The organism is Stutzerimonas stutzeri (assembly GCF_002890895.1).
GTDB lineage: Bacteria > Pseudomonadota > Gammaproteobacteria > Pseudomonadales > Pseudomonadaceae > Stutzerimonas > Stutzerimonas stutzeri_AB.
Genome location: NZ_POUL01000006.1, coordinates 244782 through 262798 on the forward strand (window position 1 = coordinate 244782; position 18017 = coordinate 262798).

The following is an 18017-nucleotide window of genomic DNA, read 5'->3' on the forward strand; positions in this document are numbered from 1 at the left end:
TAGCCGGTCAAATAGCAGTGTCAGCTCAATATGGCGAGCCTATCCAAGTATTTCAATGCTCGCGGCAGATTGTCGCGGGCCGAACTTTCCAGCCAGTGAACCCCCTCCCATCCCCTCAACCAGGTCATTTGACGCTTGGCCAGTTGCCGGGTTGCGATCACCCCACGCTCAACCATTTCCGGCGCCGAATACTCACCGTCCAGATAGCGCCAAACCTGACGATAACCGACCGCTCGCATGGACGGCAGTTCGGCATGCAAATCAGGGCGCCCGCGAAGACCTTCGACCTCTGCAACAAAGCCCTGTTCAACCATCTGAACGAAACGCTGCTCGATACGCTGGTGCAAGACCTGCCGTTGAGCAGGCGCTATGTACAACTGCGCGACAGTATAAGGCAAGACGCAGCCGTCTGGCGTGCCGGCTCCGGCTTTTTGAGCGGATTGCCGAGCACGATGCTCGGTCATGCTGATACCGCTGACTCGATAGACTTCAAGCGCCCTGATCAGACGCTGCGGATCATTCGGATGGATACGCGCGGCCGATACCGGATCGATTTCGCTGAGTTGGCGATGCAGCACCCCAGCGCCCTCGGCCCGCATCTGTGCTTCGAGCGCCGCGCGCACCTCTGCATCGGCGGCCGGCATATCCGCCAGCCCTTCGAGCAACGCCTTGAAGTACAACATGGTGCCGCCGACCAGCAGCGGAATGCGCCCTGCTTCGGTGCTCTGAGCCATTGCGGCGAGGGCATCGCTGACAAACTCGGCGGCCGAGTAGCTCTGGACCGGGTCCCTGATATCGATCAGCCGATGCGGGAAGGCTCTCAACAGCTCCGCAGAAGGTTTGGCGGTTCCGATGTCCATGTCGCGGTAGACCAGGGCGGAATCGACGCTGATCAGGTCACATGGCAATGCACGAGCAAGCTCGATCGCCAGGTCCGTTTTACCGGCGGCGGTCGGACCCATGAGAAAAATCGCGGGAGGTAGTCGGGACATCGGATGCTCAAAGAAATGTATCGAGGGTGATGCAGGCGCCAGCGTAAAGGCCGGACCGCCTGCCTATCGCCCCCGGAGAAAGAGCTTGTCCAGGTCGCCCATGCCCAGCTGAGTCCAGGTCGGACGCCCGTGATTGCACTGACCACTGCGCTCGGTCTGCTCCATATCACGCAACAGGCCGTTCATCTCCGGCACGGTAAGGCGTCGGTTTGCACGGACCGCGCCGTGACATGCCATGGTGCCAAGCAGTTCGTTAAGGTGCGCCTGAATGCGGTCGCTGGTGCCGTATTCAAGCAGGTCGGCCAGCACATCCTGTACCAGCCGGGTCGCCTCGGCCTGTTTGAGCAAGGACGGAATCTGGCGGATCGCCAAGCTTTCCGGGCCCAATCGCTGCAACTCGAAGCCAAGCCTCTGAAACCACTGGGCATGCTCTTCAGAACAATCGGCTTCGCGCTGGCTGACGGCGATCGATTCGGGAACCAGCAGCGGCTGGCCACGCAGCCCTTCGCTGGCCATCGCGGTTTTCAGGCGCTCATACATGATTCGCTCATGGGCGGCGTGCATATCCACCAGCACAAGCCCTTGAGCATTTTCCGAGAGGATATAGATGCCCTTGAGTTGAGCCAGCGCATAGCCAAGCGGCGGCACATCGTCCTGGCTTTCCGGCAGGGCCGCTGCATTCGCCTCAGCCAGCGGCGAGAAGAACTCCCGGTAAGCGCCCTGCGCTTCTGCAAGGTTGCCGACTGGCATCGGCCGAGGCGCCTGATAACCCGCGCCGGCTCCGCGCCAGGCAGACTGCTCTGCTTGCGGCTGTTCCAGCACGTTGGCAGCAAGGCTCATTTCGTTCTGCCCGGCGAACTCTCCGGCATCACGACCGGAGACCTTGGTTACCGGCGCCACACTCGCTGGCGCGGCAAGCTGATCCTCCGGACGCACATCACCGAGCGCGCGGTGCAAGGTGCCGTACAGGAAATCATGCACCATGCGATTGTCGCGAAATCGCACCTCGTGCTTGGTCGGATGAACATTGACGTCCACTACCGCCGGGTCGACATCGAGGAACAACACGAAGGTCGGGTGCCGACCATTGAACAGGACGTCGCGGTAAGCCTGCCGCACCGCATGCGCGACCAGCTTGTCGCGCACCATGCGTCCATTCACATAGAAATACTGCAGATCCGCCTGGCTGCGGGAGAACGTAGGCAAGCCTACCCACCCCCAGAGATGCAAGCCGGTACGCTCAATCTCGACCGGCAACGCCTGCTCGAGAAAGGCCGGACCGCAGACCGATGCGACGCGGCGAGCCCTGGATGTCGGGTCATTCGCCGGGTGCAGCGCAAGAACCACCTTGCCGTTGTGCCGAAGGTGAAAGGCCACATCGAACCGCGCCAGAGCCAGCCGCTTGATCACTTCCTGCAGGTGATCGAACTCGGTCTTTTCGGTACGCAGAAACTTGCGCCGCGCCGGCGTATTGAAGAACAGGTCGCGCACTTCCACTGAAGTACCGACCGGATGCGCCGCTGGCTGAACGCGAGCCTCCATGTCCCGGCCCTCGGTTTCGACCTGCCACGCCTCGGCTGCCTCGGCCGTACGGGAGGTCAAGGTCAACCGAGAAACCGAACTGATCGACGCCAGCGCCTCACCGCGAAAACCCAGGCTCATCACCCGCTCGAGGTCTTCCAGGTCCCGGATCTTGCTGGTCGCATGCCGAGCCAGGGCCAGCGGCAAATCTTCGGCGGGGATACCGCAGCCATCATCACGCACCCGCAGCAGTTTGATGCCGCCTTGTTCGACGTCCACTTCGATCCGGGTCGCCCCGGAATCGAGGCTATTCTCCAGCAGCTCTTTGATCACCGAAGCGGGTCGTTCAACCACCTCACCGGCGGCAATCTGGTTCGCCAGCCGCGGACTGAGCAGCTGGATGCGCGCAGCCTCGATCATGGCTGTGAGGCCAGAGTCGTCGCTGGAATATTCAGCGTTTGGCCAACCTTGATCACGTCGCTTTTCAAGCTGTTGGCACTGCGCAACGCAGGCAAGCTGATCTGATAGCGCTGAGCAAGCAGCGCCAGGCTTTCGCCTGAACGAACGACATGCTCGCGCGCCGCGCTGGCAATCTTGCCGGAGTCGCGCATCCAGGCAACGTAGGTGCCGGGCGGCGGGTTTTCATGGAAGAACTGTCGCACGCCACTGTGGATTGAGCGCGCCAAGGCCTGCTGATGCGCTGCGGTTTGCAGCTTCCGCGCCTCGGATGGATTGGAAATGAACCCGGTCTCTACCAGGATCGACGGGATATCCGGTGATTTCAGCACCATGAATCCGGCCTGTTCCACACGGCGTTTATGCAACGGCGTGATCCGACCCATGTTACTCAGCACCTTCTGCCCGACGTTAAGACTGGAAGACAACGAAGCGGTCATCGACAAATCCAACAGCACGCCGGCAAGCATCTGGTCCTTGTCGCCCAGGCTGACATTTCCGGCACCGCCGATCAGGTCCGAACGGTTTTCACTGTCAGCCAGCCAACGTGCAGTTTCCGATGTCGCACCGCGATCCGATAAAGCAAACACCGACGCGCCGTAGGCCGACGACCGCGGCGCCGCATCGGCATGAATGGAGACGAACAGATCAGCGCCCTTCTTCCGGGCAATTTCGGTGCGTTTACGCAAGGGGATAAAGTAATCACCGGTGCGCACCAGCTCGGCGCGGAAGCCTTTGTCGGTATTGATCTGGCGCTGCAGCTCCTTGGCAAGAGCCAGCACCACGGTTTTCTCATAGATCTTGCCAGGACCGATGGCGCCGGGGTCTTCTCCGCCGTGCCCGGCGTCGATCGCAATGACGATATCGCGCTTGCTGCTTGGCAGCGGAGGCAGCTTGATCGCCGGCAAGGTCGGCGATACAGGAGCAGTTGGCGTACTCGGCGCGGCAGTCGCCGGGACGTTGGCGGTGGACGCCGCGGCCGCATCAGCAGCATTGTCGAACAGATCGACCACCAGCCGATGGCCGTACTGCTGGTTCGGCGTGAGCGTAAAGCTCTTTGGCGAAACCTCGGCGCTCAGGTCAATGACCACCCGCAAGGTGTCCGCATCGTATTTCGCTGCGCGCAGCCCCGAGATGGGCGTGTTCTGCAGCGGCAGCTGATCGAATGGCTTGGCCAGATTGGCGCCGTCAACGTCAATGACGATGCGATCCGGAGCCGTCAAGGTGAATACCTTGTGCTGGACAGGGCCGGACAGGTCAAAGACCAACCGTGTGTTGTCAGGCGCTCGCCATAGACGCACGCTCTGGACGTCGGAAGCCGCCAGAACCTGCATGGCCGCGAACATCAATGCCAAACCACTCACCAGCGCGCGCATGCGCATACCCAACCCCATGATGTTCATTGATTGCCGACGGTCAGGATGGAACACCAGCCTTCACCGCGCTCGCCCTGTGGCGTCAGGCGCAGCATACGACCGGCCCCGTGCGGCGTAATGGTAATGTCCAGGTCGGCCTTTGGCAAAATGCCGGCGCCACGCTCTGGCCACTCTACCAGGCACAGGGCGTCACCTTCGAAATAGTCGCGAATGCCGAGAAATTCCAGTTCTTCCGGGTCGACCAGACGGTACAGGTCGAAATGGAACACTCGTGCAGCCGGAGTCTCATAAGGTTCGACCAGGGTAAAGGTCGGGCTCTTGACCTTGCCCTCGTGCCCAAGCCCACGGATCAGCCCACGCGACAGCGTGGTCTTGCCGGCGCCAAGGTCACCGTGGAGGTAGATCACACCTAGGCCGCCGGTCGCCTGGGCGATGCGCGCCCCCAGCAACAGCATGGCGTCTTCGTCGGCAGCCAACAGTGTTAGGTCAGACATGGTGAATGCTCCTCGAGCAACTGGCGGACCATAGGAATCAGATCGGCGGCAACCAGCCCGCGCCCCCCGGCACCAAGACGCTCGCCTGCCACCGCATGCAACCAGACCGCAAAACAGGCCGCTTCGAAAGGCGCCAGTCCCTGCGCCAGCAATGCTCCCGCAACCCCCGCCAAGACATCGCCGAGGCCCGCGCTGGCCATGGCCGGATGCCCGCGATCACACAGCGCCAACCGACCGTCGTGATCGGCAATCAGGGTTCCGGCGCCCTTCAGCAATACGGCACAACCGAAGCGAGCAGCCAGAGCACGAGCAGCGGCGGGTCGGTCGGCCTGCACATCAGCCACGGAAATACCCAGCAGCCGCGCCGCCTCTCCGGGATGCGGTGTGAGCAGACAATCACTTGGCAACTCGACCGCACCTGCCGCCAGCAGATTCAGCGCGTCGGCATCCCACACCTGCGGGACACGGCACTGAGGTGCCAGCGACAGCAAACTGCGCCCCCAGGGCGCCTGGCCCAGGCCAGGCCCGATGACCAGCACATCGGCGCGTTGGGTCAGCGCCGTCAATGCATAAGTGGATTCGACGCCACTGCACATGATTTCCGGACGCCGCACCAGCGAGGCAGTGGCATGCTCGGGACGCGTCGCCAGGGTCACCATGCCGGCGCCGCAGCGCAGCGCGGCTTCGGCACTGAGCAATGCGGCGCCGCCGGTGCCGAGGTCGCCACCGATGACCAGCACCTGACCAAAGCTTCCTTTATGAGCAGTTGGCGAGCGGGGCGCGAGCGTCGGCAAGTTGGCCTCGCACAAGCGCAGAGCGGATGGCTTGATCTGTGCGACGACCTCCGCATCGGCCTGCAGGTCATCGAATACCAGCGCTCCGAAACAATCCGGACCCTGGCCTGTAAACAGGCCGAGCTTGAGGCCGATAAAGGTTACAGTCAGCTCGGCCCGCACTGCGTCGCCGAGCTGATGCCCCGTGTCGGCACACAACCCGGACGGCAGGTCGACCGAGAGGATCGGCTGCGCGCTTTCATTCATCGCGCGTATGGCGCTGGCATAGGGTTCACGCACCTCGCCGGCAATACCCGTACCGAGCAGCGCATCGACCAGCACGCCGCGCAGGTCCGTACCGGCTGCCCAGGGCGTGACCTTGACGCCGGCTGCCTGGGCTTCAGCAAAAGCCTGGGCGGCATCGCCCTGCAGTTGCTGCGGATCGCCCACGGCCAACACCCTGACCTGACGACCGGCACGCTGCGCCAACGCCGCAATCAAATAGCCATCCCCGGCATTGTTGCCCCGACCAGCAAGCACGCTGATCTCGTCTGCATCAGGCCAGCGGCGCTTTAAGGCACGCCACGCCGCATGCGCGGCACGCTGCATCAGTTCGTAACCGGGGGTCCCGGCCGCGATCAACCGAGCATCGAGCTCACGCACTTGAGCGGCAGAGTAAAGCGGGACGGGAAGTGTATCGGTGGTCTGGGACATGAATCACCCGAGCGAATATCTGGCAGAATTATACGCATGCGCAGCCCGACCCGCTCCCGCGCATCTGTGGCGGATCAAAGCGTCACAGTCGTCTCGTGGTGCGCAGCGCGGCAGATCGGCGATCGCCTCCGCAGGCTGCCTCGTTAACCCGCTCCCCCACCGCAATGCCCGACGATTCGAAGCCATGTCCAGCACCATCCTCGACCCAGCCGTTCTTGCCGACTCCATCAAGGAGTGGGGCCGCGAGCTCGGCTTCCAGCAGGTCGGCATCACCGGTGTCGATCTGGGCGAGCACGAGGCCCACCTCGAACGCTGGCTGGCAGCCGGCTACCACGGCGAGATGGACTATATGGCTGCTCATGGCAGCAAACGTTCCCACCCGGAGCAACTGGTGCCGGGCACGCTGCGAGTCGTGTCGTTGCGCATGGACTACCTGCCGGGCGACACGCGCATGGCCGAGCAACTGGCGCATCCGGAAAAAGCCTACGTGTCCCGCTACGCGTTGGGCCGCGACTATCACAAACTGATCCGCAAGCGCCTGCAACAGCTGGCCGAGCGCATTCAGCAGGTGATCGGCCCCTTCGGCTTCCGAGCCTTCGTCGACAGCGCACCGGTGCTGGAAAAGGCCGTGGCCCAGCAGGCCGGCCTTGGCTGGATCGGCAAGAACACCTTGGTGCTCAATCGCAAAGCCGGCAGCTGGTTCTTCCTTGGCGAACTGTTCGCCGACATCGCCCTGCCGGTCGACGAACCCACCGCACGCGACCACTGCGGTAGCTGCCATGCCTGCCTGGACATCTGCCCGACCGAGGCTTTCGTCGGCGAACGGGTGCTGGATGCTCGGCGCTGCATTTCCTACCTCACCATCGAGCTGAAAGGTTCGATTCCCGTCGAGTTACGGTCGAAGATCGGCAACCGCGTGTTCGGCTGCGATGACTGCCAGATCGTCTGCCCCTGGAACCGCTTCGCCAAACCCACCCAGCAGACCGACTTCCAGCCCCGCCACAGCCTGGACAATGCCGAGCTGGCCACGCTGTTTCGCTGGACAGAAGACGAATTTCTCAGCCGCACCGAGGGCTCGCCGCTGCGGCGGACGGGCTATCAAAACTGGTTACGCAACCTGGCCGTTGGGCTCGGTAATGCACCGTCCAGTATTCCTGTGCTTGAAGCGCTGCAGGCGCGCCGCGATGATCCCTCGGAGCTGGTGCGCGAACATGTCCAATGGGCGTTGGGACAGCATGAAAAACAACGCTCTTCGTCTGCCTCAAATAGCGGGAACTAAGGGCGCATCGGCTCTGCCGAGGCGCTGATTGAAGCAGCACTCAAGCTGAGTAACTCTTCACCTTCCAGCGTTTCCTGCTGCAGTAGCCTGCTCGCGCTGCGCTCGAGCAGCTCCCGTCGTGCCTCAAGCAGCGCCAGGCTGCGCTGAAAAGCGGACTGAACAAGCTCCTGCACCTCCTCATCGATCGCTGTGGCGGTACTTTCCGAGTAATCATGCTGCGGCTTGAGGCCGAGCATCGCTTCGTTGCCCAAAAAGGAGTTCGGCTCGCGCTCCAATGCCATATGGCCGAGGCGCCGGGACATGCCGTAGCGGGTGACCATGGCCCGGGCAATGTCGGTGACCTTGGCCAGGTCGTCCGCCGCACCGGTGGACAGGTGGGCAAACACCAACCACTCCGCAGCCCGGCCGCCGAGCAGTACCGCCATCTTGTTTTCCAGCTCTTCGCGCGTCATCAGGAAGCGATCTTCGATGGGTCGCTGAATGGTATAGCCCAGCGCGCCCATGCCACGGGGAATGATCGATACCTTGTGCACCGGGTCGACGCCCGGCAGCGCCATGGCGACCAGCGCGTGGCCCATTTCGTGATAGGCGACAATCTCGCGCTCACGTGGGTTGAGCAGCCGATTGCGCTTCTCCAGACCGGCGACGATGCGCTCGATGGCGGCGGTGAAGTCTTCCATGCTCACCGCCTCGCCGTGACGCCGGGTGGCCAGCAGCGTCGCCTCGTTGACCAGGTTGGCCAGGTCGGCACCGGTGAATCCAGGCGTCAACGCAGCGATGGCCTGGGGATCGACATCAGCGTCGAGCCTGGCTTTTTTCAGGTGCACGTTGAGAATCTGTACCCGCCCGACTTTGTCCGGGCGATCGACCAACACCTGACGGTCGAACCGGCCAGCGCGGAGCAGGGCCGGATCGAGAATCTCCGGCCGGTTGGTGGCGGCCAGCAAGACCAGTCCGCTGGAGGTATCGAAGCCGTCCATCTCGACCAGCAATTGGTTGAGCGTCTGCTCCTTCTCATCGTGCCCGCCGGACAGCGGCCCGGCGCCACGGGCGCGACCGAGGGCGTCCAGTTCGTCAATGAAGATGATCGCCGGTGCCTGGGCACGGGCCTGCTCGAACAGGTCACGCACCCGCGCCGCACCCACCCCGACAAACATCTCGACAAACTCGGAGCCGGAAATGGAGAAGAACGGCACCTTTGCCTCGCCAGCCACGGCCCGCGCCAACAACGTCTTGCCGGTGCCGGGCGGGCCAACCAGCAGCACGCCCTTGGGCATGCGTCCGCCGAGGCGGCCGTAGGCCTGCGGATCACGCAGGAACTCGATAATTTCCTTGAGTTCGTCCTTGGCCTCGTCGACGCCGGCCACATCAGCGAAGCTAACCTTCATGTCAGTCTCGACGTAGACCCGCGCTTTGCTCTTGCCGATCTGCATCATGCCGCCGCCAAGGCCACCGCTCATGCGGCGCAGCAGAAACAGCCAGATGCCAAAGAACAGCGCCGCCGGAACGACCCACGACAGCAGGTCGCGCACCAGTGTGCTTTCTACCCTGCCGGTGTAGCGCACCGGATATTGCTGCAGGTGCTCGGCCAACTGCGGCTCGACGCGGTTACTGACGAAGCGTCGCTGCCCGCTGGGCAACGGCTCCTTGAAGGTGCCTTCGATACGTCGCTCGGTGATCGCCAGCTCGTCGATGCGCCCATCCTTGAGGTGCTGCTCGAACTCGCTGTAGGGGATCGTCGCTACTTCCTGCTGCGCCGTCAGCAGGTATTGAATGCCGAGAAACGCCAGGACGGCGATAAACCAGTAACTCACGTGAAACTGAGCTTGTTCTTTCACCCTTCCCTCCTGGTCCTGACCACCATGTGCAACATATTGCAGATACGGCGACTATGGCCCTTTCCGTGGCTCCACGCTGGACCCAGATCAGTAACAGGCCAGGCAGCGTCACCTCAGAACGTTTCAGAGACCGCCGCTGACGCCAAGCCCAACACCCAATACGGCGGCGAGGGCAAAGGGCAACAACAGCGTGTCCAGCAAAGCGCTGGCTGGTAGGTCGAGCGCTGCATGCCTGGGCGCCTCGGCACCAAAGCGGTCCAGCGGGCAGCAACCGCCGTTGAGGCTGTACCAGTCCAGGCGAGTGCCGGAGTAGACAATGGGTGCGCCGGGTTTGGCGGCATTCAGGGTGCGCACTGTGCCGCAGCCGGAGAACAGCAGGACAGTCAGGAGTAACGAGCAACGCCGCATGACAGATCGTTTCATAACCGCTCCTGGTCAGCAGTCACGGCAGCGAGACGGTGACTCTGCCCGGTTACGCAGCCACACTCAATCGTCACTGACGATATGGTGCTCGCCCCAACGCGGCAGCATGTCCTGCGGGATGTTGAGCAGGTTGAGAATGCGCGCCACGATGAAGTCGACGAGGTCATCGATAGTCTGCGGCTGGTGATAGAAGCCCGGTGATGCCGGCAGGATGGTCACCCCGAGATTGGACAGCTTGAGCATGTGTTCCAGATGGATGCTCGAGTACGGCGCTTCACGCGGCACCAGGATCAGCTGTCGGCGTTCCTTAAGGGCAACATCCGCCGCACGCTCGATCAGGTTATTGCAGGCGCCGGTGGCGATGGCCGACAAGGTGCCGGTCGAGCACGGCACCACCACCATCGCGGTCGGTGCGCCGGAGCCGGAAGCCGGCGGCGCCATCCAGTCTTCCTTGGCAAACACACGGATCTGGCCCGCCGCGGCGCCGGTGTATTCGGAGAGAAACGCCTGCATGGCCTGCGGTTTGGCCGGCAGCACGACATCGGTCTCGGTGGCCATCACCAATTGCGCCGCCTTGGAAATCAGGAAGTGCACCTCGCGGTCTTCTTGAATCAGGCAATCGAGCAGGCGCAGACCGTATTGCGCGCCGGAGGCGCCGGTCATGGCCAAGGTGATGCGTTCCGGTCCGCTCATGAATGTGCTCCCAAAGCTGCTGCGCTTGCTTATGCTGCGTTGAAACCTTACTCGAAATGCTCACTTGCACCAGTAAGCTCCGCTTTCTCGCAAGGTTTCGCCTTGCCTAAGCTTCGCTCGCGACGCTTTGAGAACAAATTCGCCCTATTCGGAATCTCGTAGGGTGGAAAACCGCGAAGCGTTTTTCCACCGTTACGCCCGACACCAATTTCCCTACCAACTCTACGCGTGGAAATGCCTTCGGCGATTTCCACCCTACGCCAGAGCAGTGGCCAGTTTGACGTGCAACCCACCAAAGCCGCCGTTGCTCATCACCACTACCTGCGTCCCCGGCGTGGCGTCGGCCTTGACCTTGGCGATGATCGCCTCCAGCGAATCGCAGACGGTGGTTTCGACCGGCGAGCCGGCGACCGTAGCGGCCAGATCCCAGCCCAGGTTCGGCGGCGCGTACCAGATGGCCTGATCGGCCAGCGCCACCGACTCGGCCAATCCCTCACGATGCGCGCCGAGCTTCATCGAGTTCGAGCGCGGCTCGACCACCGCAATGATTGGCGTATCACCAACACGCTTGCGCAGCCCATCGAGCGTGGTGGCGATCGCGGTCGGGTGATGAGCAAAGTCGTCATAAATGGTCACGCCGTTAACCTCGGCGACCTTTTCCATGCGCCGCTTGACGCTGCGAAATTCGCTCAGCGCTTCGGCGCCCTGCTTCGGCAATACGCCCACATGCCGTGCTGCGGCCAGGGTCGCCAGTGCATTGTTGACGTTGTGCTGGCCGGTCAGCTCCCAGTCGACTACGCCCTGTACGTCACCGTCGAAAATCACCTCGAAGCGCGAGCCGTCGGCGCTCAACAGATTCGCCTGCCACTGCCCGCCTTCGCCAGTGGTCTGCACCGGCGTCCAGCAACCCATGCCGATAACGCGCTTGAGCGCCTGCTCGGATTCCGGATGGATGACCAGTCCTTCGCTCGGCACCGTGCGTACCAGATGGTGGAACTGGCGTTCAATTGAAGCGAGGTCCGGGAAAATATCCGCGTGGTCGAACTCGAGATTATTGAGGATCGCCGTGCGCGGGCGGTAGTGGACGAACTTGCTGCGCTTGTCGAAGAACGCGCTGTCGTACTCGTCCGCCTCAACCACGAAGAATGGCGTACCACCCAGTCGGGCGGAGATACCGAAGTTCTGCGGCACCCCGCCGATGAGAAAGCCCGGGCTCATGCCGGCGTGTTCCAGTACCCACGCAAGCATGCTGCTGGTGGTGGTCTTGCCATGGGTGCCTGCCGCAGCCAACACCCAGCGGCCCTGCAGCACATGGTCAGCCAGCCACTGTGGGCCAGACACATAAGGTAGCCCTTTGTTCAGCACGTATTCCACGGCCGGGTTGCCACGTGACAACGCATTGCCGATCACTACTAGGTCTGGCGCCGGTTCAAGCTGACTGGGCTCGTAGCCTTGGGTCAGCTCGATGCCCTGAGCCTCAAGCTGAGTGCTCATCGGGGGATAGACATTGGCGTCCGAACCGGTGACGCGATGGCCAAGTTCCTTGGCCAGCACTGCCAGCGAACCCATGAAGGTGCCGCAGATGCCGAGAATATGGATATGCATGAATGACCTCTGAAAAGCGCCGCGCCGAGCAATCGGAGCAAGTGGCACAGCCACGCCTGTGAGCGCCGAAAACTGCGGCGCAGATTAGCACAGCACTGGCGCTGCCAATGCCCGACCAGCGGTACACCGCACGTCGCCTCGCCAGCCGACGAACGGACTTTGTTCTACGCTGGATGACAGCAGTCCCAACACAATTACAAGCCCCGGAGACTCACCATGCGTTACGCCCATCCCGGCAGCGAAGGCGCTGTCGTTTCCTTCAAGTCCCGTTACGGCAACTTCATCAACGGCGAGTTCGTCGAGCCAGCCAACGGCCAATACTTCACCAACCTGTCACCGGTTAACGGTCAGCCCATTGCCGAGTTTCCACGCTCCGACGCTGCCGACATCGAAAAGGCGCTGGACGCCGCCCACGCCGCCGCTGATGCCTGGGGCAAGACCAGCGTACAGGCGCGCTCATTGATCCTGCTCAAGATCGCCGACCGCATCGAGCAGAACCTCGAGATGCTCGCCATCACCGAAACCTGGGACAACGGCAAGGCCGTGCGCGAAACCCTTAACGCCGACATTCCACTCGCCGCCGACCACTTCCGTTACTTCGCCGGCTGCATCCGCGCCCAGGAAGGCACCGCTGCGGAGATTGATGAGCACACTGCTGCCTACCATTTCCACGAACCGCTGGGCGTGGTCGGGCAAATCATTCCGTGGAACTTCCCGATCCTGATGGCCGCCTGGAAGCTCGCCCCAGCGCTGGCCGCCGGCAACTGCGTGGTGCTCAAGCCTGCCGAGCAAACGCCGCTGGGCATCGCCGTGCTGATGGAAGTGATCGGTGACCTGCTGCCACCCGGTGTGCTCAACGTGGTTCAGGGCTATGGCCGTGAAGCCGGCGAGGCCCTGGCAAGCAGCAAGCGCATCGCGAAGATTGCCTTCACCGGCTCGACACCGGTGGGCTCGCACATCATGAAGCGCGCCGCTGAGGCCATCATCCCGAGCACCGTTGAGCTGGGCGGCAAGAGCCCGAATATTTATTTCGAAGACATCATGCAGGCCGAGCCGACCTTTATCGAAAAGGCAGCCGAAGGGCTGGTGCTGGGCTTCTTCAACCAGGGCGAGGTGTGCACCTGTCCGTCTCGGGCGCTGGTGCAGGAGTCGATCTATGGCCCCTTCATGGAAGCGGTGATGAAGAAGGTCTCGCAGATCAAGCGTGGCGACCCACTGGACACCGACACCATGGTCGGCGCCCAGGCCAGCCAACAGCAGTTCGACAAGATCATGTCCTATCTGGAAATCGCCAAGCAGGAAGGTGCCGAAGTGCTCACCGGCGGCGCGGCCGAGAAGCTCGAAGGCTCACTCGCCACCGGCTATTACATCCAGCCGACCCTGCTCAAGGGCACCAACGAGATGCGCGTGTTCCAGGAGGAAATCTTCGGCCCGGTGATCGGCGTTACCACCTTCAAGGACGAAGCCGAGGCCCTGGCCATCGCCAACGACACCGAGTACGGGCTCGGCGCGGGCGTCTGGACCCGCGACATCAACCGCGCCTATCGCATGGGCCGCGCGATCAAGGCCGGGCGCGTCTGGACCAACTGCTACCACCTCTACCCGGCCCATGCGGCGTTCGGTGGCTACAAGAAGTCCGGCGTCGGTCGCGAGACCCACAAGATGATTCTCGACAGCTACCAGCAGACCAAGAACCTGCTGATCAGCTACGACATCAATCCACTGGGGTTTTTCTAGCCCATAACTTCTAGCCCATAAAGAGTGCCCGCCCGCGCCGAGAGGCGTCGGGCTGGTGCACCCGTGGCTGCACTTCCACTCAAGAGGCTCCCAAACGCCGTAGATCGCGCAAAGGCACAGCGCTTGCTTTAACGATCCTGCCGTACCCGACCCCATCAAAGGATGATCCTCCATGGCTCTCGAACGCAGCAGTGCGACACCCGCGACCCACGCCACCGATTTCGAAGCAGTTGGCAGTACCTATTTTCAGGAACGCGAGCTCAAGAAAGGCGCCGCCGGTTGGGTGCTGCTGGTTGGCCTCGGCGTCGCCTACGTGATTTCCGGTGATTACGCCGGCTGGAACTTCGGCCTCGCCCAAGGCGGCTGGGGCGGCCTCTTCATCGCCACGCTGCTGATGGCGACGATGTACCTGTGCATGTGCTTCTCGCTCGCTGAACTGTCCTCGATGATTCCCACTGCAGGCGGCGGTTATGGCTTTGCGCGTAGCGCGTTCGGCCCGCTGGGCGGTTTTCTCACCGGCACTGCGATCCTTATCGAGTACGCCATCGCGCCAGCTGCCATCGCCGTATTCATCGGTGCCTATTGCGAATCACTGTTCGGCATCGGCGGCTGGGCGATCTACCTGGCCTTCTACATCATCTTTATCGGCATCCACATCTTCGGCGTCGGCGAAGCCTTGAAGCTGATGTTCATCATCACGGCAGTCGCCGCGCTGGCGCTTGCGGTGTTCATCGTCGCGATGGTGCCGCACTTCTCCGTCGACAAGCTGCTGGACATCGCACCGACCACGGCCGCTGGCGCCAGCAATTTCCTGCCTTACGGCTATGTGGGAATCTGGGCAGCGATCCCCTATGCGATCTGGTTCTTCCTTGCCGTCGAAGGCGTGCCGCTGGCCGCTGAGGAAACCAAGAATCCACAGCGCGACATGCCGCGCGGGCTGATCGGCGCCATGCTGATTCTGGCCGCGTTCGCCGGGCTGATCTTGCTCGTTGGCCCTGGCGGCGCGGGTTCCAGCACGCTGGTCGAATCCGGCAACCCGCTGGTGGAAGCGCTGACCACCGCCTACGGCTCTTCGACCTGGATGAGCGGCTTCGTCAATCTGGTCGGCCTGGCCGGGCTGATTGCCAGCTTCTTCTCGATCATCTACGCCTATTCCCGGCAGATCTTTGCGCTGTCGCGGGCTGGCTACCTGCCGCGCAAGCTGTCGCTGACCAACAAGAACAAAGCGCCGGTCATGGCGCTGGTGATTCCGGGCATCATCGGCTTCCTGCTTTCGCTGACCGGCCAGGGCGACCTGCTGATCTTGGTGGCAGTGTTCGGCGCGACCATCTCCTATGTACTGATGATGGCCTCGCACATCGTCCTGCGCATGCGCCGGCCGGATTTGCCCCGCCCCTACAAGACGCCCGGCGGCGTGCTGACCTCAGGCGTGGCGCTGGTGCTGGCCTGCATCGCGGTGGTCGCCGGATTTCTGGTCGACCCACGGGTGGTCATCGCCGCCGTGGTGATCTACGGAATATTCATCGCCTACTTCGCCCTCTACAGCCGGCACCACCTGGTGGCCGGTACGCCGGAAGAGGAATTTGCGGCGATTGAGAACGCCGAGGCGGCATTGCATTAGCGAGCTGTTGAAACGTAAGCGAGGCAGGCAGTACAAGGCGAAAGCGGCCGAAACGGCGGACCGGGCTCGCGTGCGAGTTTACGTTTTGTAAATGAGTACGTTGAGGCCGCTTTTAACGCAGGAATGCCAACGCAGGTAGTTTTCATCAGCTTGCTAAGGGAGGCGGTATGGCGGCATACACCCACAGCGTAGGCGGCACCCAGTGGCGCTTCGACAGCCTGCGCGAGGTCATGGCCAAGGCCAGCCCGGCGCGCTCCGGCGACTTTCTCGCTGAAGTCGCGGCGGGCAGCGATGCCGAGCGGGTCGCCGCGCAGATGTGTCTGGCGCAGATCCCGCTCAAGCGCTTTCTCGAGGAAGCGCTGATCCCCTATGAAACCGACGAAGTCACGCGGCTGATCATCGACAGCCACGACGCCGAAGCCTTCGCCCCGGTCAGCCACCTGACCATCGGTGACTTCCGCAACTGGCTGCTCGGGGACGACGCAGACGAGGCAGCGCTGAACGCCCTGGCACCGGGGCTGACGCCGGAGATGGTCGCCGCGGTATCGAAGATCATGCGCGTGCAGGACCTGATTCTGGTGGCGCAAAAGGTCCGCGTGGTGACGCGCTTTCGCAACACCATCGGCCTGCGCGGGCGCATGTCCACCCGCCTGCAGCCCAATCATCCCACCGACGAAGCCGCCGGCATCGCGGCGAGCATCGTCGACGGTCTGCTCTACGGTAATGGCGATGCGGTCATTGGCATCAACCCGGCCACCGACAGCACCAGCGGCATCTGCGAGCTGCTGAAGATGCTTGATGCTGTCATCAGTCGCTACGAGATCCCGACTCAAGGCTGCATCCTCACCCATGTCACCACCTCTATCGAGGCGATCAACCGCGGTGCGCCGCTGGACCTGGTGTTCCAGTCCATCGCCGGCACCGAAGCGGCTAACAGCAGTTTCGGCATCAACCTCGCGCTGCTGCAGGAAGGCTACGAGGCAGGCCTGTCGCAGAAGCGCGGCACGCTGGGTGACAACCTGATGTATTTCGAGACCGGCCAGGGCAGCGCCTTGTCGGCCAATGCCCATCACGGCGTCGATCAGCAAACCTGCGAAGCGCGCGCCTATGCCGTAGCCCGTAAATTCAAACCGCTGCTGGTGAACACCGTGGTCGGTTTCATCGGCCCGGAATACCTCTACAACGGCAAGCAGATCATTCGCGCCGGGCTCGAAGACCATTTCTGCGCCAAACTGCTCGGCGTGCCCATGGGTTGCGACATCTGCTACACCAACCACGCCGAAGCCGATCAGGACGACATGGACGTGCTGCTGACCCTGCTCGGCACCGCCGGCATCAACTTCATCATGGGCATCCCCGGTTCGGACGACGTGATGCTCAACTACCAGACCACCTCCTTCCACGATGCACTCTACCTGCGTCAGAGCCTCGGCCTCCGTCCGGCGCCAGAGTTCGAGGAATGGCTGGCGAAGATGGAGATCCTGCGCCAGGACGGGGGCCGCTTGCAGATGGGCAGCCAGCTCCCACCGGCCTTCCGCCAGGCGCTGGAGCGCATGACATGAAGCCCCGCATCGCACGCACTGGTCGACCCGCCCCAAGGAGTGCTCTATGAGCCGCCCACCTCCAGCACCCACCGCGATCACCAATCCCTGGGCGCACCTGCGTCAACACACCCCGGCACGGATCGCACTGGGCCGAGCCGGCGCCAGCTTGCCCACTGAGGCTCAACTGGACTTCCAGTTCGCCCACGCCCAGGCCCGCGACGCTGTACACCTCACTCTGGACACCGGAGCTCTGGCCATGCAGCTGGAACAACGCGGCCATCGCGTCCTGCAGCTGCACAGCGCCGCACCGGACCGCGACACCTATCTGCAACGGCCAGACCTGGGACGGCGACTGAGCGACGAGTCGGCCGAGCGGGTAGACACCCACGCGCAGCAACAGGAGGCGGGCTATGACTTGGCCATCGTCATTGCCGACGGGCTTTCGGCGCTCGCCGTACAGCGCCACGCCCTGCCGCTGCTACAGCGAATCGAGGAGCAGATCGAGAAAGATGGCTGGAGCCTTGCGCCGATCAGCCTGGTTCAGCAGAGCCGCGTCGCGCTTGGTGACGAGGTGGGCGAGCGGCTGAAGGCGAAGATGGTGGTCATGCTGCTCGGCGAACGCCCCGGCCTGAGCTCGCCGGACAGTCTGGGTTTGTACTTCACCTATGCGCCCAAGGTCGGGCGCACCGATGCCGACCGCAACTGCATCTCAAACATCCGCCTCGAAGGCCTGAGCTACAACCTCGCCGCCCACCGCCTGATTCATTTGATGCGCGAAGCCTGCCGCAGGCAGCTTTCCGGCGTGAATCTCAAAGACGAAGCGGAAATGCTCAGCCTGGATGACGGCACGCCGAAGGTCGGCAATTTCCTGCTCGGTTAATGAATCGCCTGTCGCGACAGAGGATGCGCAGCCGATTTGCTGCCCGCGGCACGCGACTCAACCGCAGCCGC

Annotated in this window: 14 protein-coding genes; 5 read left to right on the plus strand and 9 right to left on the minus strand. The window is 62.8% G+C overall.

Going from position 1 to position 18017, the window contains the following annotated elements; translation table 11 throughout:
* Positions 1 to 20: 20 nt before the first annotated feature.
* The 5 genes from miaA to CXK96_RS13755 all read right to left on the minus strand — a co-directional run bounded on the left by miaA (position 21) and on the right by CXK96_RS13755 (position 6326).
* Positions 21 to 992 carry a tRNA (adenosine(37)-N6)-dimethylallyltransferase MiaA gene (miaA, locus tag CXK96_RS13735; RefSeq protein ID WP_102837002.1) on the minus strand — a complete coding sequence of 324 codons (972 nt, stop codon included), beginning with the start codon at positions 990 to 992 and terminating at the stop codon, positions 21 to 23.
* Between the two features lie 63 nt (positions 993 to 1055).
* The gene (gene mutL, locus CXK96_RS13740; protein WP_102837003.1) at positions 1056 to 2933 is read right to left on the minus strand and encodes a DNA mismatch repair endonuclease MutL; all 1878 of its coding nucleotides are present in this window, start codon (positions 2931 to 2933) and stop codon (positions 1056 to 1058) included.
* Positions 2930 to 4351, minus strand: coding sequence for an N-acetylmuramoyl-L-alanine amidase (locus tag CXK96_RS13745; protein ID WP_102837063.1), 1422 nt, complete (start codon positions 4349 to 4351; stop codon positions 2930 to 2932). The genes mutL and CXK96_RS13745 overlap by 4 nt, the downstream gene beginning before the upstream one ends.
* Before the next feature lie 17 nt (positions 4352 to 4368).
* On the minus strand, positions 4369 to 4839 hold the full coding sequence (gene tsaE / locus CXK96_RS13750) for a tRNA (adenosine(37)-N6)-threonylcarbamoyltransferase complex ATPase subunit type 1 TsaE (protein ID WP_102837004.1): 471 nt from the start codon (positions 4837 to 4839) through the stop codon (positions 4369 to 4371).
* Positions 4827 to 6326 carry an NAD(P)H-hydrate dehydratase gene (locus CXK96_RS13755; protein ID WP_102837005.1) on the minus strand — a complete coding sequence of 500 codons (1500 nt, stop codon included), beginning with the start codon at positions 6324 to 6326 and terminating at the stop codon, positions 4827 to 4829. The genes tsaE and CXK96_RS13755 overlap by 13 nt, the downstream gene beginning before the upstream one ends.
* Before the next feature lie 184 nt (positions 6327 to 6510).
* On the opposite strand from CXK96_RS13755, the gene queG reads away from it, so the two are divergent.
* On the plus strand, positions 6511 to 7605 hold the full coding sequence (gene queG, locus CXK96_RS13760; protein WP_102837006.1) for a tRNA epoxyqueuosine(34) reductase QueG: 1095 nt from the start codon (positions 6511 to 6513) through the stop codon (positions 7603 to 7605).
* Here the strand turns inward: queG and ftsH are convergent.
* The 4 genes from ftsH to mpl all read right to left on the minus strand — a co-directional run bounded on the left by ftsH (position 7602) and on the right by mpl (position 12164).
* Positions 7602 to 9443: an ATP-dependent zinc metalloprotease FtsH gene (ftsH, locus tag CXK96_RS13765; protein WP_102837007.1), complete on the minus strand. Its 1842-nt coding sequence runs from the start codon at positions 9441 to 9443 to the stop codon at positions 7602 to 7604. The genes queG and ftsH overlap by 4 nt on opposite strands.
* Before the next feature lie 123 nt (positions 9444 to 9566).
* A complete protein-coding gene (locus CXK96_RS13770) occupies positions 9567 to 9851 on the minus strand; it encodes a YceK/YidQ family lipoprotein (protein ID WP_102837064.1) in 285 nt (94 codons plus the stop codon).
* Positions 9852 to 9929: 78 nt separating this feature from the next.
* Complete coding sequence (gene ubiX, locus CXK96_RS13775; protein ID WP_102837008.1) at positions 9930 to 10559, minus strand: flavin prenyltransferase UbiX; 630 nt, start codon at positions 10557 to 10559, stop codon at positions 9930 to 9932.
* 255 nt (positions 10560 to 10814) lie between these two features.
* Entirely contained in the window at positions 10815 to 12164 is a 1350-nt protein-coding gene (gene mpl / locus CXK96_RS13780; protein WP_102837009.1) for a UDP-N-acetylmuramate:L-alanyl-gamma-D-glutamyl-meso-diaminopimelate ligase, read from the minus strand.
* A 216-nt stretch (positions 12165 to 12380) separates the two neighbouring features.
* Here mpl and exaC point away from each other — a divergent pair, with 216 nt between their 5' ends.
* The 4 genes from exaC (at position 12381) to eutC (ending at position 17946) form a co-directional block, all read left to right on the plus strand.
* Positions 12381 to 13901 carry an acetaldehyde dehydrogenase ExaC gene (gene exaC, locus CXK96_RS13785; protein ID WP_102837010.1) on the plus strand — a complete coding sequence of 507 codons (1521 nt, stop codon included), beginning with the start codon at positions 12381 to 12383 and terminating at the stop codon, positions 13899 to 13901.
* A gap of 172 nt (positions 13902 to 14073) precedes the next feature.
* Positions 14074 to 15522 carry an ethanolamine permease gene (eat, locus tag CXK96_RS13790; RefSeq protein WP_102837011.1) on the plus strand — a complete coding sequence of 483 codons (1449 nt, stop codon included), beginning with the start codon at positions 14074 to 14076 and terminating at the stop codon, positions 15520 to 15522.
* Positions 15523 to 15689: 167 nt separating this feature from the next.
* Complete coding sequence (locus tag CXK96_RS13795) at positions 15690 to 17084, plus strand: ethanolamine ammonia-lyase subunit EutB (protein ID WP_102837012.1); 1395 nt, start codon at positions 15690 to 15692, stop codon at positions 17082 to 17084.
* A 46-nt stretch (positions 17085 to 17130) separates the two neighbouring features.
* Positions 17131 to 17946 (plus strand): ethanolamine ammonia-lyase subunit EutC, encoded by an 816-nt coding sequence (gene eutC / locus CXK96_RS13800; RefSeq protein ID WP_102837013.1) that lies wholly within the window; start codon positions 17131 to 17133, stop codon positions 17944 to 17946.
* The last annotated feature ends 71 nt before the right edge of the window (positions 17947 to 18017 follow it).